The sequence below is a fragment of the Dyadobacter sp. HNCC25DJ184 genome (genome assembly GCF_056895215.1).
In genome coordinates, this window is sequence record NZ_JBXHAQ010000001.1 from 639,291 (window position 1) to 663,160 (window position 23,870).

The 23,870-nt window shown below is 42.3% G+C and carries 19 protein-coding genes; 10 read left to right on the plus strand and 9 right to left on the minus strand.

The window, feature by feature from the left end; genetic code table 11:
• Both AC1XUD_RS02470 and AC1XUD_RS02475 read left to right on the plus strand, forming a co-directional pair.
• Complete coding sequence (locus AC1XUD_RS02470) at positions 1-741, plus strand: GLPGLI family protein (protein ID WP_483359359.1); 741 nt, start codon at positions 1-3, stop codon at positions 739-741.
• A gap of 334 nt (positions 742-1,075) precedes the next feature.
• Complete coding sequence (locus AC1XUD_RS02475; RefSeq protein WP_483359360.1) at positions 1,076-1,963, plus strand: OmpA/MotB family protein; 888 nt, start codon at positions 1,076-1,078, stop codon at positions 1,961-1,963.
• A gap of 191 nt (positions 1,964-2,154) precedes the next feature.
• Here the strand turns inward: AC1XUD_RS02475 and AC1XUD_RS02480 are convergent, their stop codons facing one another.
• Positions 2,155-3,840, minus strand: coding sequence for a fatty acid--CoA ligase (locus AC1XUD_RS02480; protein WP_483359361.1), 1,686 nt, complete (start codon positions 3,838-3,840; stop codon positions 2,155-2,157).
• A gap of 81 nt (positions 3,841-3,921) precedes the next feature.
• On the opposite strand from AC1XUD_RS02480, the gene AC1XUD_RS02485 reads away from it, so the two are divergent.
• The 3 genes from AC1XUD_RS02485 to AC1XUD_RS02495 all read left to right on the plus strand — a co-directional run bounded on the left by AC1XUD_RS02485 (position 3,922) and on the right by AC1XUD_RS02495 (position 6,695).
• A complete protein-coding gene (locus AC1XUD_RS02485; RefSeq protein WP_483359362.1) occupies positions 3,922-4,875 on the plus strand; it encodes a threonine ammonia-lyase in 954 nt (317 codons plus the stop codon).
• Between the two features lie 135 nt (positions 4,876-5,010).
• Positions 5,011-5,487 (plus strand): hypothetical protein, encoded by a 477-nt coding sequence (locus AC1XUD_RS02490; protein WP_483359363.1) that lies wholly within the window; start codon positions 5,011-5,013, stop codon positions 5,485-5,487.
• A 203-nt stretch (positions 5,488-5,690) separates the two neighbouring features.
• Positions 5,691-6,695 (plus strand): FecR family protein, encoded by a 1,005-nt coding sequence (locus AC1XUD_RS02495; RefSeq protein ID WP_483359364.1) that lies wholly within the window; start codon positions 5,691-5,693, stop codon positions 6,693-6,695.
• 41 nt (positions 6,696-6,736) lie between these two features.
• Here the strand turns inward: AC1XUD_RS02495 and AC1XUD_RS02500 are convergent, their stop codons facing one another.
• Both AC1XUD_RS02500 and AC1XUD_RS02505 read right to left on the minus strand, forming a co-directional pair.
• Positions 6,737-8,224, minus strand: coding sequence for a M56 family metallopeptidase (locus tag AC1XUD_RS02500; protein ID WP_483359365.1), 1,488 nt, complete (start codon positions 8,222-8,224; stop codon positions 6,737-6,739).
• Positions 8,214-8,603 (minus strand): BlaI/MecI/CopY family transcriptional regulator, encoded by a 390-nt coding sequence (locus AC1XUD_RS02505; RefSeq protein WP_483359366.1) that lies wholly within the window; start codon positions 8,601-8,603, stop codon positions 8,214-8,216. Before AC1XUD_RS02505 ends, AC1XUD_RS02500 begins: the two co-directional genes overlap by 11 nt.
• Before the next feature lie 279 nt (positions 8,604-8,882).
• Between AC1XUD_RS02505 and AC1XUD_RS02510 the strand changes: the two genes are divergently transcribed.
• The 3 genes from AC1XUD_RS02510 (at position 8,883) to AC1XUD_RS02520 (ending at position 10,436) form a co-directional block, all read left to right on the plus strand.
• Positions 8,883-9,443, plus strand: a complete 561-nt coding sequence (locus tag AC1XUD_RS02510; protein ID WP_483359367.1) for an RNA polymerase sigma factor — start codon at positions 8,883-8,885, stop codon at positions 9,441-9,443.
• Between the two features lie 90 nt (positions 9,444-9,533).
• Positions 9,534-9,719, plus strand: coding sequence for a hypothetical protein (locus AC1XUD_RS02515; protein ID WP_483359368.1), 186 nt, complete (start codon positions 9,534-9,536; stop codon positions 9,717-9,719).
• A gap of 87 nt (positions 9,720-9,806) precedes the next feature.
• Positions 9,807-10,436 carry a hypothetical protein gene (locus tag AC1XUD_RS02520; RefSeq protein WP_483359369.1) on the plus strand — a complete coding sequence of 210 codons (630 nt, stop codon included), beginning with the start codon at positions 9,807-9,809 and terminating at the stop codon, positions 10,434-10,436.
• Positions 10,437-10,449: 13 nt separating this feature from the next.
• On the opposite strand, the gene AC1XUD_RS02525 is transcribed toward AC1XUD_RS02520, so the two are convergent.
• Complete coding sequence (locus AC1XUD_RS02525; RefSeq protein ID WP_483359370.1) at positions 10,450-13,356, minus strand: PD-(D/E)XK nuclease family protein; 2,907 nt, start codon at positions 13,354-13,356, stop codon at positions 10,450-10,452.
• A 150-nt stretch (positions 13,357-13,506) separates the two neighbouring features.
• On the opposite strand from AC1XUD_RS02525, the gene AC1XUD_RS02530 reads away from it, so the two are divergent.
• Positions 13,507-16,359 (plus strand): tetratricopeptide repeat protein, encoded by a 2,853-nt coding sequence (locus AC1XUD_RS02530; protein WP_483359371.1) that lies wholly within the window; start codon positions 13,507-13,509, stop codon positions 16,357-16,359.
• A gap of 9 nt (positions 16,360-16,368) precedes the next feature.
• On the opposite strand, the gene AC1XUD_RS02535 is transcribed toward AC1XUD_RS02530, so the two are convergent.
• The 3 genes from AC1XUD_RS02535 to lpxK all read right to left on the minus strand — a co-directional run bounded on the left by AC1XUD_RS02535 (position 16,369) and on the right by lpxK (position 20,071).
• The gene (locus AC1XUD_RS02535) at positions 16,369-16,962 is read right to left on the minus strand and encodes a MiaE family protein (RefSeq protein ID WP_483359372.1); all 594 of its coding nucleotides are present in this window, start codon (positions 16,960-16,962) and stop codon (positions 16,369-16,371) included.
• A 78-nt stretch (positions 16,963-17,040) separates the two neighbouring features.
• Positions 17,041-19,005: a putative porin gene (locus tag AC1XUD_RS02540; RefSeq protein WP_483359373.1), complete on the minus strand. Its 1,965-nt coding sequence runs from the start codon at positions 19,003-19,005 to the stop codon at positions 17,041-17,043.
• A 31-nt stretch (positions 19,006-19,036) separates the two neighbouring features.
• Positions 19,037-20,071 (minus strand): tetraacyldisaccharide 4'-kinase, encoded by a 1,035-nt coding sequence (gene lpxK, locus AC1XUD_RS02545; protein ID WP_483359374.1) that lies wholly within the window; start codon positions 20,069-20,071, stop codon positions 19,037-19,039.
• Between the two features lie 68 nt (positions 20,072-20,139).
• Between lpxK and AC1XUD_RS02550 the strand changes: the two genes are divergently transcribed.
• On the plus strand, positions 20,140-21,213 hold the full coding sequence (locus AC1XUD_RS02550) for an o-succinylbenzoate synthase (RefSeq protein WP_483359375.1): 1,074 nt from the start codon (positions 20,140-20,142) through the stop codon (positions 21,211-21,213).
• A 30-nt stretch (positions 21,214-21,243) separates the two neighbouring features.
• On the opposite strand, the gene hemF is transcribed toward AC1XUD_RS02550, so the two are convergent.
• Complete coding sequence (hemF, locus tag AC1XUD_RS02555) at positions 21,244-22,158, minus strand: oxygen-dependent coproporphyrinogen oxidase (RefSeq protein WP_483359376.1); 915 nt, start codon at positions 22,156-22,158, stop codon at positions 21,244-21,246.
• A gap of 190 nt (positions 22,159-22,348) precedes the next feature.
• A complete protein-coding gene (locus tag AC1XUD_RS02560; protein WP_483359377.1) occupies positions 22,349-23,818 on the minus strand; it encodes a M56 family metallopeptidase in 1,470 nt (489 codons plus the stop codon).
• Positions 23,819-23,870: the final 52 nt, after the last annotated feature.

The window sequence follows — 23,870 nt, forward strand, 5'->3', positions numbered from 1 at the left end:
ATGAAAAATATTTGGCTCATAATAATTTGTCTTCTTCCTTTAGAATCAGCTGCTCAGGCACTGGAGGGGGTAGTTACTTACGAAAAGACGTTCTTCTGGAGTAAAATTTATGATAAGCTGACCTATTTGTCGGAAGAGGAGAGGAGCAGGATCAAGACAACCTGGGGAAGTAATGATGAGGGCGACAAGAGCAAGGGTATGTTGGTAGTCACGCCGAATAAAAGTAAATACGAAGACATGGAGCAGGAGGCAGACGGCGGCTATAGGTGGCGTAAAAGTGATTTTATGATCACCCGCGATTTTTCGGGTGAGAAGATCCTGGAGATTGACGAATTTTCTGGTAAAACGTATATTATAGAGGATTCGCTTCGTCCGCCGGTTTGGAAAGTGATGAACAAGATTAAAGAAGTGAACGGATATTTGTGTATGATGGCTACATCTGAAGACACCATCAAGGGGCAAAAGATCACTGCCTGGTTTGCTAATGATATTGCGTCTTCAGCGGGACCTGAACGTTATTTTGGACTGCCGGGGCTTATTATGGAAGTGGATGTAAATGATGGAGAATTGATCATTAGCGCACTGAAAGTCGAGAAAAAAGCCATAACAACGGAATTGGATATGCCCAAAAAGATGAAGGGAAAGAAAATTACGAACGATGCTTACATGAAAATGATTAAAGATTATATCAATGATAGTATCAAATCGCGACGGAACCCCTACTGGAATATCAGGTATTAGCTACGTCCAAAAAACTTATTCCTAATCTTTTTTTTACATTTTTAGCAATTGTTTGTAGTATCTGATCATGTTTTTCTCGAAAATGCTTATTTGATCTTGTATCGGTTGATATCTTCAGCGTAAAGATAAATTTGTAACTCGTATACAAAGTTTGGACTCAGACAGATTTTATTATAAAAAGAGGGATTGTAGATATCGCAATCCCTCTTTTTTTGTACCTTTGCAGTCTAATTCGATGAAAAACGTGTGGATCGGTTTTTGTAGACAGAATATTTTCTAAGTAAAAATCGTTTTTGTAACCAAAATTACCTGTTTAATAACCCTTTATTTTATTATGAAAAATACGCTTGTAGCCGTAGCGATGCTTTTTATCCTCGGATCATGTGCTAGTAAAAAGAAGTTGGTCTCTGCTGAAAAGAAGGCTAACGAAATTCAGCTTCAATTGGATAAGACCAGAGCTGATTTAAACGACTGCGACAGCAGAACGGCAAGTTTGAACAATGATATCAAACTTAAGAATGATGAGCTGACTTCCAAAAACGCCAAGTTGAAGGAATTGGAAGATCAAGTTGAGTTCTTGAAAAAGAACAACAACAACTTGCTGGACCGCATGTCTGATCTTTCTGTGATCAGCAAAGAAGGTTCTGAAAGCATTAAAAAGTCACTTGCAATGATGGACGCGCAAGGCGTTCAGATTCGTGATTTGAATGCAAGCATCCAACGTAAAGATTCACTTAACATGGCGCTTGTACTTAACCTGAAACGTTCTTTGGCTGACGTAAGCGACGAAGATGTACAGGTTGAGGTGAAAAAGGGCGTTGTATATGTATCTCTTTCTGACAAAATGCTTTTCAAATCTGGAAGCTCTATAATCAATACACAGGCAGAAACTGTTTTGGCGAAAGTTGCTAAGATTTTGAACGACTACAAAGAGATTGAAATTCTTGTTGAAGGTCACACGGATAATGTACCTATCGCTACTGAAAGATTCGCTGACAACTGGGATTTAAGTGCTTTACGTGCTACATCAGTTGTTCGTACGCTTCAAAAGAAATATGGTGTTGAGCCAATTCGTATGATCGCTGGTGGACGTGGTGAGTACCTGCCTAAAGTTGCAAACGATTCAGCTCCTAACCGCAGCTTGAACCGTCGTACTGAGATCATCATTACTCCTAAATTGGATCAGTTCTTTAACCTGTATACCCCACAGGCAGGTAAATAAGAAAGTTAATATTGAAAAAGGGAGCTCTTTGTGGCTCCCTTTTTGCGTTTATAGCCGCCTTGATTTTCGTTTCACGTACGCGAGTTCTGTTACGTTTGTCTTTTCTACTAAGGCACAAAGAAACCAAGGATCTAATACTGGCTCATCATATTCTTCGCGTCATTTTGTGTTTGAAGCCGCTTTAGTTCCGGTCAATTTTTGACAAGAGAATCTAGTTTCGCTTCTGCCCATAGTGCCCTTATTTTCTTTTTATCTATTTTTCCTACACTCGTTTTGGGGATTTCGTCGACAATCCTTATTTGATCCGGAACGTACCATTTGTTTATTTCACCGGTTTTTACTCTTGATTGTAACTGGTTGTGAATGTCGTCCGGGTCTACAATAACGTCAGGCTTACGAACTAATAGTGCCAGAGGCCTTTCACCCCATCGTGCATCAGGAATTCCAACAACAGCTACTTCGACAACGCCCGGAACTTTGGAAAGGATATTCTCAATTTCCAGAGATGATACCCATTCACCGCCAGACTTAATAACGTCTTTGACCCGATCTGAAATGGTCAGATAGTGGTTTGTTCCAATATGGCCCACATCGCCTGTATGCAACCAGCCATTTTTCCATAGATTTTCAGATGCTTCCATGTCTTTGAAATATCCCTGGGTCATATGAAAGCCACGGCAAACGATCTCACCAATCGATTCGCCATCGTGCGGTAAAAAATTGCCCTCCTCATCTACAATTTCTATTTCAACGAATGGTGCAATACGCCCTGCCTTTACCCGCAAATCGACTTGTTCGTCATTGCCAAGCAATTTTTCTTCTTCACTTAAATGAGCGACAGACATAACAGGCGCCGTTTCCGACATACCATATCCTGCCTTTACATCAATGCCCAGTCGCAGCGCGGCTTTTGCCAGTCCGAGGGTTAGTGCAGAGCCTCCGATGATTACGCTCCAATGAGACAAATCCACCTTTTCAGCCACCGGGTTATTAACCAGCATTCCCAAAATCGTCGGAACACAATGCGACAACGTAACTTTTTCCTGAATTAAGAGTTTGAGCAACATCTCAGGTTCATATTTTCCTGGATATACTTGTTTGCAATTCAGTAACGTGGCTGCAAGCGGAAATCCCCAACCATGGACATGAAAAAGCGGGGTGATGGGCATATATACATCGTAGTGTGTAAATGTTAGTGCTTGGTACCCACAGAAGTACGTGATCAGCTCCATGGTATGCATAAAGAGCTGTCTGTGAGAAAAATACACTCCTTTTGGGTCACCGGTTGTTCCGGTAGTATAGAACAACGTGGCCCAGGTATTCTCGTCAAAATCCTGAAATTGATATTCAGTAGATTGGCTTTTCAGCAGATTTTCATATTCACCCTCGAATTCAAAAGACGGGCTGGGTGTGTAAGGAACATCTGAATAGACTTTGTCGCTGAATATCACAAACTTTTTAACAGTTGTGAGCTTGTCCCTGATAGCATATATAAGCGGAAGGAAATCCTCATGAACAAAGATCAACTGATCTTCGGCGTGGTTGATAGTGAATAGCAACTGAGCTGGCGACAACCGCACATTGATGGTATGCAAAATGGCTCCATAAGAAGGTATTCCCATAAAACACTCGAGATATCGGTGGCTATCCCAATCCATAACTCCCACAAAATCACCGGGTTTTACTCCCAGCTCTTCCAGAAGGTTAGCCAGAGATCGAATCCGTTGATTGAATGTGATATAATTCATCCGAAACAAATCCCGATAGATGATTTCTCGTTGAGGGTTATATCGCAGTGACTGATCCAGCAGGCTTCGGATCAGCATGGGAGGGTCGTAGGCCGATTTTGTTCTTGGAATTAGCCGGGTTTGAATCATATTTGTGGTAATTTTAAGTCGAGTCAGTTAGGATGTGGTTGTGCTTAAGTTCTAAAAATAGTAGAAAAAATTATATTTAATATGTCTCAATCAGTTCCTGATCAAAATTCTATTGAGTTGGCTCACGACCGTGTTCGGCCCTTTATACACCGAACGACCATTCTTCGGTCCAGATTTTTGGAGGATTTATCAGGCGCAAGCCTTTTTTTTAAACCTGAAAATTTCCAGAAAATAGGAGCATTCAAGGCAAGAGGGGGGCTCAATGCACTGTTAACTCTTTCAAAAAACGAATTGGCGAATGGAGTCACGACCCATTCTTCGGGCAATCATGCTCAGGCTATAGCTTTTGCAGCGGCCATGTTGGGCGTCAAAGCTTATATAGTCATGCCGGAAAATTCTCCGAAAGTGAAAATCGACGCGGTGCGAGGGTACGGAGCGGAAATTACATTTTGTATTAACACCCCTGAGGAGAGGGAAAAAGCAGTACAAAAGATTATCGTGGAAACCGGTGCTGCTTTTGTCCATCCATTCAATAATTACAGCGTCATTGCCGGACAAGCGACTGCTGCCAAAGAGCTGATTGAGGACGCAGGTGAAACGCTGAATTGCATCATCGCGCCAGTCGGAGGAGGTGGATTATTAAGCGGAACGGCGCTGTCTACCCATTATTTTTCGCCGACGACGAAGGTGTATGCCGGAGAACCAGAAGGAGCTGCAGACGCAATTTTATCCTTTCGGAGTGGAAAAATTGAAAAAGCACCCTATGTAAAAACAATTGCCGATGGCTTGCTGACTTATCTGGGCGATAAAACCTTCCCGATTATTCGTGAATATGTGGAGGATATTTTCACGGTTAGCGACGCGGAAATCGTTGACGCTATGCGATTTATGTGGGAGCGGATGAAGATAGTCGTGGAACCATCGGGTGCTGTGTCGCTGGCAGCCGTGCTGAAAAACAAGGAATTTTTTGTTGGGAAAAAGGTAGGTATTATACTGACCGGCGGAAATGTAGACCTTGGAAATCTGCCATTTTAAGAAGCGTTTAAGAGAGAGGAGGTAAAAAATGCCTTGTGCTTATTATGCCAGATTGATATAAAATCCCGTTATTAGAAAAAAAAGCATCAATCTTTACATTTTTAAGGTATTTAGAGCCAAAACAAAATTTAGAGTATGAAAAGAATCATTGTATGCTGTCTGATAGTATTGATGGCTGCCTGTAAGAAAGATAACGACCCAGTTGTTGAAGATCCGGATTATAGCGAACAATTTGTTGGGGATTATTGGACTAATACAGTAAACGGCACCAACAGTACTGCGCAGACGTGGAAAATTACGAATTTGGGGAAGAACCTGTTGGGTATTGATTATACGATCAATTATACTTTTAAAGAGCAAGGCAAGGAGGTTAAGAGCACAGAAGTTTACAAGCTTGTGAAGGTGGCAATAACCGATTCCGTTACTTTCAAAATTAACGAGTTGGCCGAAATGACCGATGACGGGGTCGCAAAAACGAGGAACGTTGTTGCCGACGGTGTGAAGATCCGGGATTTGGCGGGCGGTATCAAAATCGGTACCACTGTGAAATTCACAAATGCTGATAATTCAAATCCGGTAACTACTGATTATCTGGAATTTAAGAAGAAATAGACCTTATCTGGATATTGAAAATGGAAGGATGTTCGGAAGAGCGTCCTTTTTTTATAGTCCTTTTTAGGTAAATCTAAGTTGTTGATACAATAGCTAACTTCCTATTTCTGTGATACGGTATCCTTGGTAAGCAGAGGCGATTTCAAATTGCATACGTATATTTAATGAAATTGAAAAAGTAAAACCTGGCGAACAGGAGAGGTATGGAAATTTCGAAAGAAGTCATCATTCGCTATTTAAACGCACGCTGCTCTTCAGAGGAAGAGTATGAAGTGGGCAAGTGGCTGGTGTCTTCCGCTGAAAATACCCGACAGGCGATGATTTGGGTCGACGAATTATCCGATCAACAGGAAAAACTTCTCCTTCGGATGGTGCTCAACTCTGAAAAAACGTGGAAGGATACGGTTTCTCAGATTGACCGTAAAACTGAAAACGATCGTGGCGGCGGGGTGCAGAGAAGAATACGGCTCACTTTCATTAAAATCTCCCGGTTTTTAAGACAGTACGCCGCCATTTTGGCGAGCGTATTCATGCTGGCCTTCGCGTATTACCTCTACCACAAAAGCAGGATTGTTGATGTAGAAACGGAATATGGAGAAAGCAAGGTCATCAATTTGCCTGACGGATCAAGGGTAAGTTTGAATGGAAATAGCAGCATCCGATATGCATATGGCTGGACGGGGCAGGAGAGAAGAGTCTGGGTAAATGGTGAGGCATTTTTTCATGTAAGACAGTTGGAGGACAATGCGACTTTCAAAGTTTTTCTTAGTGATAACGTTATTGAAGTGCATGGGACAGAGTTCAACGTCGTCGAAAGGAGCGATATGAGCCAGATACTGCTTAAATCCGGTAAAATTGTACTGCGCATTGAAAATGAAAAATCAAAACGGCATATAATAAATGTTGCTCCCGGCGAGCTGGTCGAAGTCAATAAAAAAGAAATTATCAAGTCGCGTGTTGACCCGGAGGTATATACCTCATGGGCTGAGGGAACCTGGGTTTTAAGAAATACGACGCTTCAACAAATACTGGAGAAAATGAAATTGAGGTACGGAGTGTCTGTGATAACTAACGAAAGGCATCTTTCCAGGCGAGCTTCCGGCTATATATCCATCGAAAGTAAAAATGCAGATATTGTTATCACAGACATTGCACATCTTTTCAATTTGAAGATGACAAGAAAGGGCAAGGAACTGTTGCTTGATTAGTACCTTTCAGATCAGCTTTGAATGGTCTACCAATTCGACGCTTATTTCTCTACTAATATAAACTCAATATCTACATTGCCTACTTCGCCTGATTCAAAGGATTTTTGGTCGGGGATGGGATTAATATTGATGTTGTTCGGTACAAATTCTCCCATATCAGAAAGTGTTTGCTGCGATTCGATCAGCTTTTTCCGGCTAAATAAGTCCCCTGTCTTAGTCTGAATTTTTTTCAGCAATTCGTCAGAGGATACAGATTTGTTTCCAGCGAAAATTACCTTCCCAATCTTCGCCTTTTTTCCTTCATAAATTTTGAAAGTAATATCGATCGTATTACCCTCTGTTTTTGTAGTGGGTTCGACTCTAAAGAATAGATATCCTTGATCCATATAGAGGCTTGACAGGTCCTTACCAGTGGTGCCCGCCCCGTTAAGCGCCTGCTCGATTTGCAGGGCATCATAGCGGTCGCCTGGTTCAATTCCCAGAACCCGGAGCAGCTCGTCGTTTGAAAACTTCGTATTCCCTTCCCAGTTTATTTTCCCAATTTTTAAACTGGTAGCAGTAAACTGTATTCCGCTTTTTGATTGTGCCGTGAATTTAGTTGGGCTTACGGGAGCGTTAATGAAAGACGCGCTTATCATTGCAGTGATGGCCAATATCGGCAAAAACGACAGGAATTTTAACTTTTGCATAGGATTGGATTTTGTTTTGGTCAGCATTTTTAAACGATGAAATAATTGGGATTCTGAAAAGGTGTGAATCAGGGGTGACGTGTATTTTGGGGTAGCGAGCTTGAGAAGAAGTCGTCCGTATTCTTTTTTGTTGGATGCATTATTGCTGGTTTCCCAGTCGGCAATGAATTCGTGAACCTGTTTCAGGCTATTCGCCAAAAATCTGAAACAAGGATTGAACCAGAAAAGGATATGCATTGACTCAACAAATAAGATATCGACAGTGTGTTTTTGCCTGACGTGAATTTTTTCATGAAGCAGTACCAGCTCCAGTTCAGTTTCAGTAAGCAAGGATACTTTTCTATTAAGGAATATCTTACGACCAAATGAAAAGGTAGGCAACTCGCTCTGGATGAATATATTGCTGTTTGGCTCCGTGTTTGTTAGATACGCATCCGCTTTCAGATATAGAATCGAAAGAAGCCCTTTTCCCAGCAGAATTGCTTGCCGAACTGCACCAATGATATATACTGCGAATAGCGTCTGGCAAACCCAATTAGTCCAATCAACGCCATTTGGCGTGTTGTGTGCGCTTGTCAGATCAGCCGTTTTGTAAATGTTGTTAAGAAGTAAATTGAAGTGGTTTATATTGCCAATCTTTGTTGATTGTGAGCTAGTTATATTAAAAAACGGAGATATATCAACTAGTGGAACAACCAAACAAAGCACCATTCCTCCCAAAAGGAAGACGCGATTCAAGGTGAAAAACGTTAGCTTTTCCAGAAGCATATTATATGTCAGTGCAAGCAAAGCTATGGCAATAGACGATTCCGCGAGCCAGATCAGAAAGTTATTGACCATCTTTTGAGTTGTTTAAATTTATGTCCTCACTTTCAAGCAGGTCCAGCATCTTCTGTATGTCATCCTGGCCCAGATTTTCCTCCTGAACCATAAACGACAATACATTCTCCGGCGCACCTTCGAAGTAATTGGCGACAAAATTTTTGAAGGTAAAACTTCGATACGCCAGCTTTGATATGGCTGGGAAATATTCATGAGTCTTACCGTAGGCTTTATGATCCACAAAACCTTTCTTTTCCAGGATTCTGATCAACGAGGATATCGTGTTATATGGTGGCTGTGGTTCGCCCATCCGTTCGATGACATCCTTTACAAATCCTCTTTTCAGGTCCCAGAGAATTTGCATTACTTTTTCTTCCGTTTTTGTCAGTGTTTCCATGAATCAAATTTATAACGTATTTATCAGTTATACAACGTATAAATGCATTATATAACGTTAAAATACGTTAAAAATGTTTTTGTGGGATGCCGGATAATGAGAAATCAGATGATATTTTGACAAATTTGGACTAAAGTGATAATGTTGAGAATATTGGGATTGGGTCCCGAAATAAATTTGTATTTTGTTTTTGTTGTATTTTCATATTTATTATATTTATAAACTTCATAATAGCAGAATAATATTTTGAATAGAGGCCAATCGCTGTAACGTTAGAATATGAAAAAATCATTACTTTCAAATCAGGAGATAATTGTGGCAATTGCTTGCGGAAATACAGCCGCGTTCAAAATATTGTTTGATCAATACTATCCTGTTCTCGTAAAAGTCCTTCTTCGATATTCGTCCGACGAATCTCAGATCAATGCCTTGATTCAGGGGATATATTTAAGACTTTGGGAGTCGAGAAGTAGTCTTGTGAACCTTTCTGCGGAAGATTTTAAGGCCTATTTTGTTGTGACTGCGCGCAATTATGCAATCACTGAGATATCTAAAAAAGCAAAGTTATCCAATAACAGTTTGGCAGCGAGCCATAAGTATTTTGACGCTGATTCGACTGTGAAAGATGCGTCTGAATCGTTAGCACTGATGGAAAATTACGCTCGGGCGGTTGAAAGAGATTTGGCGAACTCTTCTGAATCTGATATACTCAGGCAGGAATTGGGACATATCTATGCCAAAATTTGCACAGCTTTTGTGTTGCTTGCTAAAACTATGGAAACCGGGATTTCAAACGCTATTTCCCTTCTCCGCCAGGAACTTGTGCTATTTCGACGATAGGTCGGGCTACACCGATTTTTCCAGATTCAACTTCTACGTCATCTTTATGTTGGCCTAAACTGCCTATATTGCAGTGAAAATCTCATATATATGGAGTTTATTGAATATTTGAAGCAAAAGAAAATTGATCCGCTGGTTTTTCAGAAAAACGATGCTTCGAGATATGAAGAATGGCAACACGAGTTTGCAACCATGCATCCGGAAAGCTTCACGGCTCAGAAAAAATTCCTGATCAATAATTTACGGAGGAGGTATACATTGATTAATGGTGAATGAATTAGTGAATAGGGTCGCCCGAACTGGTTTTTTGAGCAGCGGGAAAGATTATTCTTCCAAAACTTTTTGAATTTTATATTGCAGTATATGTTGAGATTGATTTTAGTATTATTGTTCATATTGACAGGAGCGGAGTCGATAGCTCAAAAAAAGGCGATTACAGAAACAGGCGAGGAAGTACTGCTGAACGAAAATGGTACCTGGAAATACCTAAATGATTCTTCGTCTGACAAAGGCGAAATACCTTTTAACGATCACAAATTTGAAAAGCCAGCCAAAGCCACTTTTTTGGTAAAAAGTGTTCGAACGGACGTTGGCGTGTGGATCGATCCATCTAAATGGAGCTTTACCAAGGGAGCCGACAATACTGATGCAGAATATCAATTCCAGGCAAAAGGTAGAGATATATACGGGATTTTGATTGCAGAGAGAATTTCGATTCCTCTCGAGAATTTGAAAAAGGTAGCCTTCGCGAACGCTCAAAAAGCGGCACCCGACATTAAGATAATAAAAGAGGAATACAGGACCGTCAATAATAACAAAATATTGATGATGGAGATGAACGGAACTATACAGGGAATAAATTTCACTTACAGCAGCTATTATTTCAGTAATGCCAAAGGCTCTGTCCAACTGATCACATTCACGGCTGCCAATCTGTTTGGTGAGTTATCGAAGGAGATGGAAGAGTTGTTGAATGGAATTGTGATCCAGTAATTTTTCAAAAAAATTACCGCCCACAGATCCCTTTAAAATCGCAATAGGTACAAACGTTCAGATCGTTGGTTTTACGGAAGGGAATATCCGGATCGAGCAGGTCGTTTAGTATATCTGTCAATATCTCTTCGGATTTCGAGATGTAGTCTAATGGCTGCTGTCCGTCTACAAGTTCTAAGGGATTCTGGATCATTTCAGTTGGCGTTCGGAACGAGTAAAATCCAGAACGGACGAGATATTTCCCGAATTCATAATTAGAGTCACCGATTTTCAAACCTCCCTCTGCCTGCATCTTTCGGTACATCAGGTATTCATACAGCCAAAGCTGACGGACATATCCCATTGAACTATCGCCCACGGTGCGCATTGTCTCAGCTTGCGTAAGCGGATCGTTGAGTTTTTTTACACCAACTTTCACGCTTCCTGTTTTGTAGTCCATTACATAAAGCGTGCCGTCGTCGCCTAGTTCTATGCGGTCAATTTTCCCTCCCAGATTCACCGTCGTAAACTTTCCCTGCAAAATTAATTCCGCTTTTGTTCGTAACGCCTGCTCGCTGGCCACGATTTTTCGCCGGGGTTGCTGCTTCATCTGGTGTCGTAAGAACGTCATCACTTGCTGTTCACCAACCTGAAAATATATCCGGTTTAAACCCTGATCCATCACATATCCTTTGAATCGGTTTTCGAACTCTTCACGAAGTATATGCCTGATCTGCGGCTCATTGGGATCGGTATTTTTTAAAAAGAACTCTTTGTCCAGCCTTTCAAGTGCCGCATGCAGCCAAGTTCCGATTTTGTCCATGCCCAACTCTTCTTCTACCTCATCTTTTTCCTGAACGCCAACAATATGTCTCAGGTAAAACTGCATCGAACAGCGCACCAATTCGTTTAAATGAGTGGGATATAACCCTTTGCCAGACAAATAGTTGTCAATTGCTTTCAGTACTTCTTCATCTTTCGCAATTTCTTCCTCCTGTTCCTCTTGTGTCTGATTATCAAATACGACAATCTTGTGATCAATTTTTATTTTTGGATTATATCCTGCCAACTCAAATTCCAGCTGTTGCACAAATCGGCTCTTTTCACCACCACCGGGTGCGTCATTAGTATTCGTATATAGAATATGAACCTCTTTTGCGCGCTGAAGCAATCGATAAAAATGATAAGACATTACGGCTTCCTGGTGGAGATATGTTGGGATTCCCACAGCTTGAGCCGCATCGAAAGGAATAAGTGAATTTTGGCGTTTTGACATCGGAAGCACACCTTCATTTGCCGATATCAATATTACTCGTTCAAAATCCAACGCCCTGGTTTCCAGCATCCCCAATATCTGCAGGTCGCTGATGGGTTCGCCGCTGAAGGGAATACGTGTTTGTCTGATCAACTCGTACATAAATGACCTTAATGTCCTGAATGTGATCACATCCGGCCGGTCTTCCATAGTTTGTTCAAATTGTTTGAGCAACGTATAAAACAGATACAAATATTCCGTTTCGAGTGCATTTTTATAGTCCTTGTATACCTCGCGAAGGATATCGATCAGCCGATAGAACGTGTCCAGAACTTGGCGTGAATCGTTTTTTTTCCAGTGAGTGAAAAGAATCCGGAACAAGGGATGGTTTTCTCCAATTTCCAATAATTCGGACTGGCTTAAAAATACCCGGTTATTTTCTGTGATCTCCGTTAACGTTTTTTGAATGATCGTTTGTTCATCGGTTTGAGCAGCGAGTACGACATGTTCGTAGTGCCGGATAAACGGGTGGTTCAGAACCTTGTCGATAGATTTATGGCTGAACTTGGGCACCCTGATCGTGACGCCCTTTTTGTTTCGAAACTCCACCACATTTTGTTGCAGCTCAAAAATGCCGTCGATCAGCGTATATAGGATAGAGTTCCGCATTGACAGTCCCATCGATACATTGAGATCTGTCACGCCCGCGTCTAAAGAATAGAGCATCGGCAGGAGCAGGTTTTCGTCGGCCAATACCATCGCCGTCAGGACAGGTTTCCCGTCGTCACCAGCTAACATGGTCTTGTAAATTTGTCCGGCTACTTTGGTCTGAAGCGTTGCGTTGGGAACGCCATATACTGTGATGTTTTTCGGACTATTAAGCAAATGTTCGGATGGCGGATTCCATTTACCAAATGTGCCTGAATTTTGATATTCCCGCAAGCTTTTGCCCGCTTCCACATGCTTGTTGACCGACATATAATATGCGTCGGAATCCCACAAAGTTTCCGCCTTTCCAAGCCTGACGAGCGTCTGAATTATTATTTTCTCAGAAGTAGTAAACGCGTTGAACCCAACGAAATAGATTCGCTCGTAATTTTTTCTATCAACAAAACCAGACTCGATTGTTTCCGCTAATTGCCGGTATGCCATACCGCGATATGCTTTACCGTTTTTCAGAAGCCTTTCCCGAAATTTACCGTATACCATTTCCAGATTTTGAAACAACTGGAAATATTGGCGAGAGCCCGACAAAGCTTCGACCTGACGTCCGGCAGGCATACTTTCCTGCCATCTTGCAAGCGACTGCGACTCCGACATATACTCAAAAAGCTTATCGGTGTCGACCAGATACTGATCTATTTTATCCAGATCAGCTAGCAAAACCGACGCCCAGCCCATAAAACGGTCAAACGCGATATCAGGATCAATTTCCCGGAAAGTCTCATATAGTTCAAGCAACAAATGTACAGGGTCCTCAATCGTCAATGTTGATGCAGATTCGATGAAATCGTCCACCGCTTTGACTTCGGGACTCAGGACGGGCTCGCTCGTAATGTTCGCCAACTCCTGTAACAGAAAATAAGCTGCCCGCCGAGTCGGAACAACAACCGCCACTTGGGCCAGCGTACCCGGATGTTTTGAATATATATATTGAGCAACTTCGTTAAGGAATGACCGCATCATATCACAGCCGGTCGCAACCGGATCGTATCAAATTTGATTTTTAAGAATGGCAAAGATTGTAAAATCGAACCATATTTCGGGTTGTAAGTAGAAATTAAGAATGTATCTCTTAAATTTAATAGTGTCACCGATCCTCCCCGACCTCAACATATGAAAACTTACCGGATCTTTTTAGCTTCGTCGTCTGAACTTGCTGATGAAAGGATAGCCGCAACCGCCGCCATGGCCGAGTTTTCCGTCTTGAACCCTCAATACAGCGTTCTGTTCAGCCCGGTAAAATGGGAGCTTTTCGCCTCAACTTACAAGGATGCACGCAAGCAAAGCGAATATAACGCGACTATTCCCGCCTGTTCATTATTTATGATGTTGTATTGGACAAAAGTCGGGAAGTATACCAATGAGGAGTTTGATATTGCCGTGAAAAGTTTGGCGGGAAAGGAGAGTCCGAAACTGCTTTTACTCAAAAAAACGGATGGCACGCCTACCGTCGATTCTGTGGATCATTTTGAAAAAAGAGTACCGCATGGCAATGGATTATTCAACGCCGTTTTTACTCAAAAGGCTCAGCTGCGCAGTATCATCCTGGAAGAATTACAGAAGCTGTTTACAGATGGATATTTGAAACCGGGAGAGCCGGCCAGATTGCTAAGTCTCAACGGCCCGTCGGTGCCGAGTGTGTTTTTAGGAAGAGAAAAGGAACTCGATATTATCAAGGCAAAGCTTCAGAACGGCGGGCAACTGATGCTAATCAATGCCGAAGGCGGAATAGGAAAGACCACGATTGCGGCGAAATACTGGGAGCGAAATTTGTACGATTACGACTATTGTGCATGGCTGTTCTGTGAAAATGGCATCATGAATGCCATAAAGGAACTTGGGCCTGGGTTGGGAGTCGATTTGACAGGGCTTGATGCTCAGGATCAACTGAAGGCATTGAAAAGAAGCATAGCAGAGATACGCGATGAATTCCTTTTGGTTTTGGATAATGCAAATGATGAAACAGAAATTGGAAAATTCAAAAAGGAATTTGCGGGCTTTCAGTGGCATGTGCTCATCACGAGCCGTTGCAATGGCGTGCTGGATGAAGCGCAGGAGCTGGCCATATACCATTTACCGCCACCATTGGCCAAAGCACTTTTTGAAAGAAATTATAAGGAGAACACCCCCGAATTTGAAACCCTTTTGACTAGATTGCTCGAGGCCCTGCAATATCATACGCTGAGTATTGAGCTCTTTAGCAAGAACATGCGGCTTTTACGTGAACGAGGGGAGTCACTGGCCGATTTTCTGAAGCAATTGGAAACTGAAGGACTGTTTTTGGGCAAACGTAGTTTTTCGGTGGTAACGGATTATACCTTCAACACCCGTATTGAAGCTAGAACCAGTGACGAGATTCTGACCCGGTTTTATGATTCGGCCAAGTTGGATGAGGAGAAAAGATACTGGCTTGTGAATATGGCCCTACTACCAGCCGAAGATTATTCGTTTTTGTTCTTGTGTGATTTGTTTGATCAGGATAAATTTGAATTTCAGGAGCTGCACCAACTAGCCAGAACGGGATGGTTATCCAAGAGTGAAAAAGGCTTCAGGATAAGTCCGGTAATTCAACAACTGGCTCTAAGTAAAAATGCAGAAACACTGGGAGTTGACGCCTACGAATTGCTTGAAAAGCTCAATCAAGTCCTGAAGAACGACGCATATGATCTGCTAAATATTGAGCTGGCCGAAGCAGCGCCTTACGTGCGACCGGTGCTGTTTCTAAGTCGTTGCTTACAGCATCATCCGGATTGGAATATAGCCAACTACAATTATAACAGCGGCCTGTATTTCATAAACATAGGCGATTTTGTATCGGCCAGGTTGTGTTATGAAAACTACGGCGAGATCTTCAGGTCGTTGCTGAAAGCGGATCCTGAGAATAGCAGCTACCTGAATGGTGTGGCGGTTTCGTATGAAAATATTGGCAGGATTTACCAAAATACCGGCTATTCGCAAAAGGCGTTGGAAATTTTTGAGGAATATAATCGACTGGCGAAGGTGATCAGTGAGAAGAGTCCGGAGAATTTGGGTTTCAAAAATATTCTGGCCATTTCTCATGAAAAGATGGGAAGTGTATATGAATCGCTGGGCAAATGGAAGAATGCGTTGTTTCATTATCAAGAATATAATCGTCTCGAGATGGAAATTACGATGGCTGCGCCGCTGGATTTAAGTTATAAAAATGTGTTGTCGATGTCATATGGCCGACTCGGGAGCATATACTCGGCCACTAGTGATTTGGCAAACGCCTTGATAAACTATGAGGAAAACAATAGAATTTCCCTCGAAATTACGAAAGCCAGCCCTGGCACTTTGAGTTATAAAAATGTTCTGGCAACGTCATATGGCAGCTTGGGAGGTGTTTATGAAGACAAGGCCAATTGGGAAGTTGCACTAGTTAACTATAAAGAATTCAACAGATTGGCGGAGGAAGTGTCGAAAGCAAGTCCGGAAAACTTGAGCTATATTAATGACAGGGCTATATCTCACGAGAAATTGGGTGGGGTATATGAAGCTTCCGGAGACTGGGAGAATGCGTTGGTCAATTACAAAGAATATAATCGGTTGGAAAAAGAGATCGCTGAAAGCAGTCCGGAAAATATAGATTATAACAATGTACTAGCCATTTCTTATCTCAAACTCGCATCTATATTTGAAAAACAAGAGGAAATCGAAGCATCGATGGAACAGTACTATAACTCGATGATGCTGTTCAAACAAATTGTGACAGAGACAGGTGGTAAAATAGTTCAGTATGTCTATAATTATTGCTGGACGGCCGCGCATATTACCGAAATGTCCAAATCTTATGACCTTCAGATACCTCAACTATCGAAAACTGAAATGCGCCAACTTCGGGAGGAGGCTGCAGATGCCATTAAGAACGAGGAGGAACATTTAAAGGAAAATCAAAAGCCGTTAATAAAGCAGTTGCTGGACCCGCAATGGTATATCGATTTTTAGGAAGACATGCTAATGAATTCTTGCCTCGGTATTTTCCAACGATTTGAGAATCTCAGCCTCCAGGTGAAGCAGCTCTTTCCAGCGCGCCCGAACCTGATCTTTCGGGATATATTCCTCTGCAAGTTTGATAAATGTATGATAATGACCCGCTTCTGAGATCATCAGTTCATGGTAAAATTGCACCAGGCCTTCGTCTTTCAACGATTCAGACAGGAGTTTAAATCGCTCACAGCTCCTGGCCTCGATCAACGCCGACACTAACAGCTTGTCTAACAACGCGTTCTCGCCGTTTCCGCCTCCACGTACAAGTTGCAAGAGTTCGCCCACATATTTATCCTTCCGCTGACGGCCAAGTGGAATTCCTCTCTTTTTTAATTCTTGCAAAACCCGCTCGAAATGACTCCATTCTTCCGCAACCAATGGCGTGAGGACTTCCACCAATTTTTCCTTTTCTGGATAATGAACAATTAAAGATATACCCGAAGAAGCTGCTTTTTGCTCACAATACGCATGATCAATCAGTATATCGCCGATGTGCATGGCCGCTATATCAACCCATCTTGGGTCGGTGGGGAGTTCCAGTCCGAGTGTGGTAATAGACATATGATTTCGCCGGTTTAAGAAAAGTGTAATTAAGAGGAAAAATATACAAAAAGTATTGTTCGAAAGAAAGCGGGAAGGTTAATCGAACATTGGCCAGAGGATACCAAAACTGAAAGAACGTTGTAGCGCAAGGTACCCCGGAGATTCGTAATATCCCGGTTTTGGCAGGCCTTGATTAAGATGCGAAAATTTCAGAAATACTCTCACACGCGTAATTCTCAGGTTAGCAAATACATCAGCCCCCAAGGCGCCATTTGTCTGCTGTTGGTCGTAAATCGGAGATGGTAATTGAAACTGCTGAGTGACAGGCTGGTAAGAATATGCCATGTATGACGAGCGATACACACCTGATACCCCAAGCTGAATAAAGAGCACTTTAGAATAAACGAAATCGAACGTTATCTGACCGCTTCCGAAATAGCTCGGATTTCGGATGATATTCTTGTTTTCATTAATGGTATAATAGGTGCGACCCGCGAAGCCCCATCTGCCAAGTCTGATATCGGCTGTGGCGCCGATTCGGAAAAGACTGATCGCATTTTCAGCCTGGGCAGGTGCTCCGGTTTCATCGTAATACATATGATTTTTAATCAAATGATATTGGGCCTCCGGTATAAAACTTAGGTTTTTTGTACGAAGAGGTAGCGAAGCATATGCGGTATTGACCCATTCTCTTGAAAAGTCATTCTTCCACCGGAAGACATTCCCGCTATAATATTGCATGATCAAATCAGGTGAAGTGAGCATGGTCTGATATCCGGCTCTAATCCATTTTGTGGTCAGCTCACCTTTCATTTTCAGGTCTTTACCCAGCAGATGCTCGACTTCGGCTGTCATATATTGAGACGAATCCTTGAAATAATATCCCAACCAAAGTCCGAGAATACTTTCGAATTTGAGTCCAGTACGATATTTTACGTAAGGTGAGCCGGTTTCGTTATTTACCTGTCCCTGGCTTCTCATGCCGTAAAAACGTTGTCGTGCAGAAGCCCGGTAATTGAAGCCCGAAAATTGACCTTTGATGCCAATTCTGTTGTCAAATAGCTTGTAATAGATATCTTGTCGAACAGCGGTGGTATCAAAATAGGCATTTTGATAAATTCCGCTCGCCCGCCCTTTTTCCATGTCCAGATCCGTATATCGATTGATGACACTCGAAAAATCAGCTTGTTGAAAAACCTGAAACCCGTTGGCCAGCCGATATTGCTGATATAAATGGAAGCCCTGTCGTCTTTCCCACGAATTTGCGTCGTCGCTAATTCGCGCTGCGCCGTCATATGCATATATTCCGTCGCCACCGAGCGTCGTATCAGGAACCACACCACCTTGTTCCCTCACTTTTTGGTTCATATGCCGGTAATGCGCCAGGAGAAGATACTTTTTGTTTTTAGAAAAGAAACTGCCCTGCGCCAGGAATGTCCAGTTTTGACCTAAAAACTTTTCGGAATTCAAGTTACCGTAGGTACCGTATTGCTTGTTGGAAGTGAGTCGCTGCGCTTTGATTCCGAAATTTAACCGCGAGTGCACATTCTGAGTATATGCAAAGCGACCCATAGACGTTTTTTTAGCCCCCTGTACAAAGGTGATTTCAGTATGTTGGGAGTGCGTATCATAGTACTCGACGTCCTCAGGCTTGATAGCATATGCATCATAAGACCGCATTCCCAATTGTGCTCCAATGTCAGTTCTGGGTTGGAAAAGAATATTTGTAGTTGCGGTAACCGTATTGCCAAGATCCATCAGGGTTCCCCAGGATTGCTCCACTGGAGTCCAGCGTTGGAAGTTAACCAAACTGGTGTCAACAAAATATCTTACTGAATCGCGGTTGCTGAAAATATCCCGCTCATAGAAATGCTTCGTGGTAGTAGGGCCATACACATTTTTTGTACTATCGTCGAGCACAGCACCGCTCCCTCCACCTTTTCCGCCGCCTCCCCCGCTGGGCATATTCATTCCGCCAGGAAGTTTAACCTGCGCGGAGACCGTTTGGATGGTCGCAAACAGAAGGAATATATTAAAAATTAGATAAACTGAAAATTTCATAAGTGTCTGAATTTCAACAGAAAGGCTTGCTTTATGCGATCAGTGCTGTTTTAAACCAATTGTTAAATTTCTCAGTATCATTGCCAAAATTTACTTCTATTGGTACATAAGCAAGCCGGTCGGTAACACCCAAGGTCTCTGCCAAAGGCTTCAATTTTACCATATCCTTTTCCGTTGTGACCACAAAAGTACCGTTTTTTAGGTTTTCAATCAGTCCTTTCAGGTCTGATAACTTATAATTGTAGTGATCGGGAAAATGAATTTGATCAATAACGTCAAAATGAGCTTCTATATGCTGTATGAAGGGTATCGGAGTGGCCAGTCCGGTCACGATTTTAACACTATTTAACGGGCGGGCGACTTGATCAAAGAAAACCGGGGTCCCATATCTGATTCCTGCAAAGAAAATCGGCGTGCCTGGCTTTGCATATCTTCGTACCAACATCGTGATATTATCCCGCTCTGCCGATTCGAGGTTTTTCGGACATTTGGTAACTATTATCGCATCTGCCCGTTTGGCGCCATTTCTATTTTCTCTTAATCTCCCTGCAGGAAAAGGAAAGTCTTTGTAAAAAGGACGGTGGTAGTCATTGAGCAGTATATTCAGATCGCGGTCGATAGCGCGATGCTGAAATGCGTCATCAAGTAATAATATGTTGTTTTCAGGAAAATCACGATGAAGTTTTTCTGCTCCCAAAATCCGTTTTTCGCAAACAGCAACTTTCAACCTATCACTGAATTTTTGATAATACTGCATCGGTTCGTCGCCAATTGTAGCCGCAGTGGCACTTTCGTCAGCCAGAAGGTACCCGGAAGTTGCACGGCCATATCCGCGACTCAAAATACTTACATCGTTTGCAGTCAGCAAAATACGAGCCAGATATTCAACCATGGGCGTTTTTCCGGTTCCGCCGACAGTCAGATTTCCTACCGAAATGGCGAATTGGGGAGGTTTACAGGAATTAAATATACCGGTGTCAAAAAAATAATTGCGGATCGTGGTGATCAATCCGTACAGCCATGAAAATGGGCGTAATATTATTTTTGTCCAATCAGGTTGTCTCATCTTATCTGCATAATTACGTAATTTTTGGCTAATATTGTCGCCCTTTACTTACCTGACACCGCATTATAATGTCTTTGAAAATCGAGTTCATGTCTCACCACCTCCTGTTTCGAAAGCAAGCAGGTACTTCACGGGGAGTCCTCACGCAGAAAAATTCCAGGATTATCACCATTACGGATTCTGAGAAAAAAGGCGTGTCGGGTGTAGGAGAATGTGGCCCCTTGCCAGGACTCAGTGTCGATGATATACCGGATTTTGATGCCCAATTGCAACAGGTATGTGATACCTTCAACGAGTTAGATCTGGAAGTTTTTCCATTCAACCTCAATATCATTCTCGATCAATTGATTCCGGAGCATTTGCCGTCGGTTCGGTTTGGAATAGAAACTGCATTGCTGGATATTATGCACGGGGGAGCCAGAACACCATTTAAAAATAGTTTTTCCACAGGTGAGAAAGGTATTCTGATGAACGGGCTGATATGGATGGGGCCGTTTGATGATATGCTTCGGCAGGCAGAGGAAAAGCTGGATCAGGGATATACGACGATCAAGCTCAAAATCGGGGCGATTGATTTTAACAAGGAATGCAAGATTTTAGAGGCTATTAGGAAACGTTACAGTGAGGATCAGATCACGTTACGAGTAGATGCCAACGGAGCCTTCAACGAGCTGAACGTGATGGATAAGCTTGAACGACTTTCTGCATATGGACTGCATTCGATAGAGCAACCTGTTGCTGCGGGGCAACACGCGTTAATGACGCAGGTTTGTGCCACGTCGCCTGTTCCTGTAGCGCTTGATGAGGAATTAATCGGTGTATTCGGTTATCGTAAAAAGTTTGATTTGCTTAAAAAGCTTCAGCCACCGTTTATTATCTTAAAACCTTCGTTGCTCGGCGGTTTTCAACAAACTTCGGAATGGATTGAAATAGCCGGAAGATTGGGTGTAAAATGGTGGATTACTTCCGCCCTGGAGTCCAATGTCGGGCTGAATGCCATTGCCCAATATACTGCATCGTTCAACAACCCGCTTCCTCAGGGCCTGGGCACAGGACAACTATATCAAAATAATTTTGATTCGCCACTTGCTGTGCGAGATGGATACCTTTTCTCGGACGCGAGTTTGACTTGGGGTGTTTAAAATGGGGGTATTACTGGTTCCGATCATATATCAAACCCAGTCAATCCCTTTCTTTAACAAGGCCAAAGTCGCTGCTTCGGGAGAGCCCGGGCTAGGCACCATATTATATTCCCAGTTAGCCTGAGGAGGCAAACTCATCAGAATAGACTCGGTTCTTCCGTTTGTTTCCAATCCAAATTTCGTGCCTCTGTCCCACACCAGGTTAAACTCAACGTAACGGCCACGTCGTAGGAATTGCCATTTTTTCTGATCTTCTGCGAAAGGCTCATTCTTATGTTTAGCCATCAGCAGAGTATATATCGGCGCAAAGGATTCTCCGATTTCTTTTACAAAATCAAACAATTCGGTTTTGGAAAGTCCTTGCCCTTTACCCGCTTCATTTGGTTTAAGGTAGTCGAAAAAGATACCGCCGATCCCCCGGGTTTCCCCGCGATGTGGAATATAGAAATAGTCGTCCGCCCAGTTTTTGAACTGCGGGTAAAATTCAGCATGATGCTTATCACAGGCTGATTTTAAAGTTAGATGGAAGAATTTGGCATCGTCAACATTCACATAATGAGGAGTCAGATCGATTCCGCCGCCAAACCAGCAGGTTCCATTGCTCAATTCAAAATACCTGACATTCATATGGATAATGGGAACGTTAGGATTTTGGGGATGCATGACGATCGATACCCCTGTGGCTGTAAAACGATAATCGTCCCCTTCGGCCAAATTCATTTGACCACGCAAACGAGGGTGCACCTCGCCTTCAACTCTTGAAAAGTTGACGCCCCCTTTCTCAATTACATTTCCATTTTGGATCAATCTGGTTCTGCCGCCACCTCCAGAATGATGTTCCCATATATCCTCCTGAAAGATCCCCTTGCCGTCTTCCGACTCAATCGCCCGGCAAATGTTGTCTTGTAACGTCTTGAAAAATGACTCTATATCTTCAACCTTCATTTACTGTTGGCATTATTTGTTAGCTATTAAGGATTAGCTGTTAGTTAGATTGCTAATCTTTCACCCCAATGAGCTGCCTGGACTTTAGTGATTCCGGTCAGCTCATTGGGAGTGCAAAAGTACGATAAAATAGAAATGAAGGAGCTGAAAAAACTAAGTGCAGTTTTTTTAGCTGCCGCGCCCCTCAAGGTTATCCGTTAAATGGAACTGATCGCACAATAACAATCCTGTCTTTCACACGTTTTTGATAAGTTTTTTCAAAACGAGCATCTGTTGTCAGATCTAGTTGATACTTATAAATTCGGCCTTTTTTTGCAGCGCCATAGAGCTTGCTGCTCCAGAATTCAGCAATGTCTGAGGCTTTATATTTGTCCAGTTCAGAATTGGGTACTTTTTTATTGTCAATCCATACTCCGAACACATTCGGATCTTTCCAACTTTCAAAGACTTTTTCGGTTGGAAATTCTTTAACTGGAATAGGCATTTGAAAGCAACTGACATTAGTCTTTTTATGCTGCTCGTCATTCATTTTGCAAAAAAGCATGTACATTCTGTTTTTAAGTTCTATACTCATATCAACATGGGCATCCGTGCGTCCCTTTTTATTGGTAACGTAAGTAGTATATTGATCCATCGTTTTGTTAAATTCATCCCATTCAGTATCTGTCAGTCCCGGTCCAGGAGTTCTATAATTAAACGCCCTGGGCGTTTCCGAAACTTTACTCTTTTCTGGTTTTGGCGAGGGGAGCTCCAGTTTTGTTTTTGGAGTACTTTTTTCCTGAGAATATATCTTTTCGCAGAAGGCAAACACAAGTCCGGCTACAAGGACGGCAATGGACAGTTGCCTCCATATTTGATTGCTTCTTTTAGCTCTTTTAGTCATCATGATTACTCTTTGTTTGGTGATAGAATAATTAAAACTACTTGCCAGATTTACTGTTTGTGAATGCGCAACGTGGCTCAACAGAATGAGTTGATAACTTTTGATGTCAGCATTTACGCGCAGAACAGCGTCGTCGGCCAAAAATTCGTGGTTGAGTTGAATGGACTTTTTGTAGAAAATCAAAAAGGGATTGATCCAAAGGAATGTCTGAATCAGTTCCATAAAAATGATATCTAACGAATGGCGCTGACGAACGTGCGCGAGTTCGTGCATCAATACTTCATGTTCTATTTGCTTTTGTTCGAATTTCGTCTTGTTTACAAAAATGTAATCGAGAAAAGAATACGTGGTCTTGATCGACGGTACCAGAACCAGCTGGCTACCCGCATAAACAATTGTGTTGTTTTTCGATCTTTGAGACAAGATCGAATTCAGGTTTCGAGCCAATCGGAACAGAAGTACGCCTGATATTATAAGATATATTAAGGACGGAAGATATGGCATCCAGTCGAGGGTAATTTCTGTAGACTGATCACGAATGGGCATGCTTATGACCTGATCGATTTCATTGATCGGACTATATGCTTCGACGGGAAAAGCTGCCGGTTGTATTTGTTTTAATTCAACACTTATCAAAGGAACAGCTAGCGCAAACACAATGCTTGTCAACAAAAACCACCGATTGAACTGATGCATTTTTTCACGCTCAAGAAAAAGGCGATAAAATAAAATCAACAGGCCAGAGCATGCGATGAATTTTAAAATATAGGTGATCATTTTTCTTTTGTTTAGATGAATGAAATGTATTTGACAGCCGACAGGGAAATGT

What these genes read in the sequence shown, in the direction of transcription:
- AC1XUD_RS02470 (WP_483359359.1), top strand. Translation starts at nt 1, where the DNA reads ATGAAAAATATTTGGCTCATAATAATTTGTCTTCTTCCTTTAGAATCA.
- AC1XUD_RS02475 (WP_483359360.1), top strand. Translation starts at nt 1,076, where the DNA reads ATGAAAAATACGCTTGTAGCCGTAGCGATGCTTTTTATCCTCGGATCA.
- AC1XUD_RS02480 (WP_483359361.1), bottom strand. Translation starts at nt 3,840, where the DNA reads ATGATTCAAACCCGGCTAATTCCAAGAACAAAATCGGCCTACGACCCT.
- AC1XUD_RS02485 (WP_483359362.1), top strand. Translation starts at nt 3,922, where the DNA reads ATGTCTCAATCAGTTCCTGATCAAAATTCTATTGAGTTGGCTCACGAC.
- AC1XUD_RS02490 (WP_483359363.1), top strand. Translation starts at nt 5,011, where the DNA reads ATGAAAAGAATCATTGTATGCTGTCTGATAGTATTGATGGCTGCCTGT.
- AC1XUD_RS02495 (WP_483359364.1), top strand. Translation starts at nt 5,691, where the DNA reads ATGGAAATTTCGAAAGAAGTCATCATTCGCTATTTAAACGCACGCTGC.
- AC1XUD_RS02500 (WP_483359365.1), bottom strand. Translation starts at nt 8,224, where the DNA reads ATGGTCAATAACTTTCTGATCTGGCTCGCGGAATCGTCTATTGCCATA.
- AC1XUD_RS02505 (WP_483359366.1), bottom strand. Translation starts at nt 8,603, where the DNA reads ATGGAAACACTGACAAAAACGGAAGAAAAAGTAATGCAAATTCTCTGG.
- AC1XUD_RS02510 (WP_483359367.1), top strand. Translation starts at nt 8,883, where the DNA reads ATGAAAAAATCATTACTTTCAAATCAGGAGATAATTGTGGCAATTGCT.
- AC1XUD_RS02515 (WP_483359368.1), top strand. Translation starts at nt 9,534, where the DNA reads ATGGAGTTTATTGAATATTTGAAGCAAAAGAAAATTGATCCGCTGGTT.
- AC1XUD_RS02520 (WP_483359369.1), top strand. Translation starts at nt 9,807, where the DNA reads ATGTTGAGATTGATTTTAGTATTATTGTTCATATTGACAGGAGCGGAG.
- AC1XUD_RS02525 (WP_483359370.1), bottom strand. Translation starts at nt 13,356, where the DNA reads ATGATGCGGTCATTCCTTAACGAAGTTGCTCAATATATATATTCAAAA.
- AC1XUD_RS02530 (WP_483359371.1), top strand. Translation starts at nt 13,507, where the DNA reads ATGAAAACTTACCGGATCTTTTTAGCTTCGTCGTCTGAACTTGCTGAT.
- AC1XUD_RS02535 (WP_483359372.1), bottom strand. Translation starts at nt 16,962, where the DNA reads ATGTCTATTACCACACTCGGACTGGAACTCCCCACCGACCCAAGATGG.
- AC1XUD_RS02540 (WP_483359373.1), bottom strand. Translation starts at nt 19,005, where the DNA reads ATGAAATTTTCAGTTTATCTAATTTTTAATATATTCCTTCTGTTTGCG.
- lpxK (WP_483359374.1), bottom strand. Translation starts at nt 20,071, where the DNA reads ATGAGACAACCTGATTGGACAAAAATAATATTACGCCCATTTTCATGG.
- AC1XUD_RS02550 (WP_483359375.1), top strand. Translation starts at nt 20,140, where the DNA reads ATGTCTTTGAAAATCGAGTTCATGTCTCACCACCTCCTGTTTCGAAAG.
- hemF (WP_483359376.1), bottom strand. Translation starts at nt 22,158, where the DNA reads ATGAAGGTTGAAGATATAGAGTCATTTTTCAAGACGTTACAAGACAAC.
- AC1XUD_RS02560 (WP_483359377.1), bottom strand. Translation starts at nt 23,818, where the DNA reads ATGATCACCTATATTTTAAAATTCATCGCATGCTCTGGCCTGTTGATT.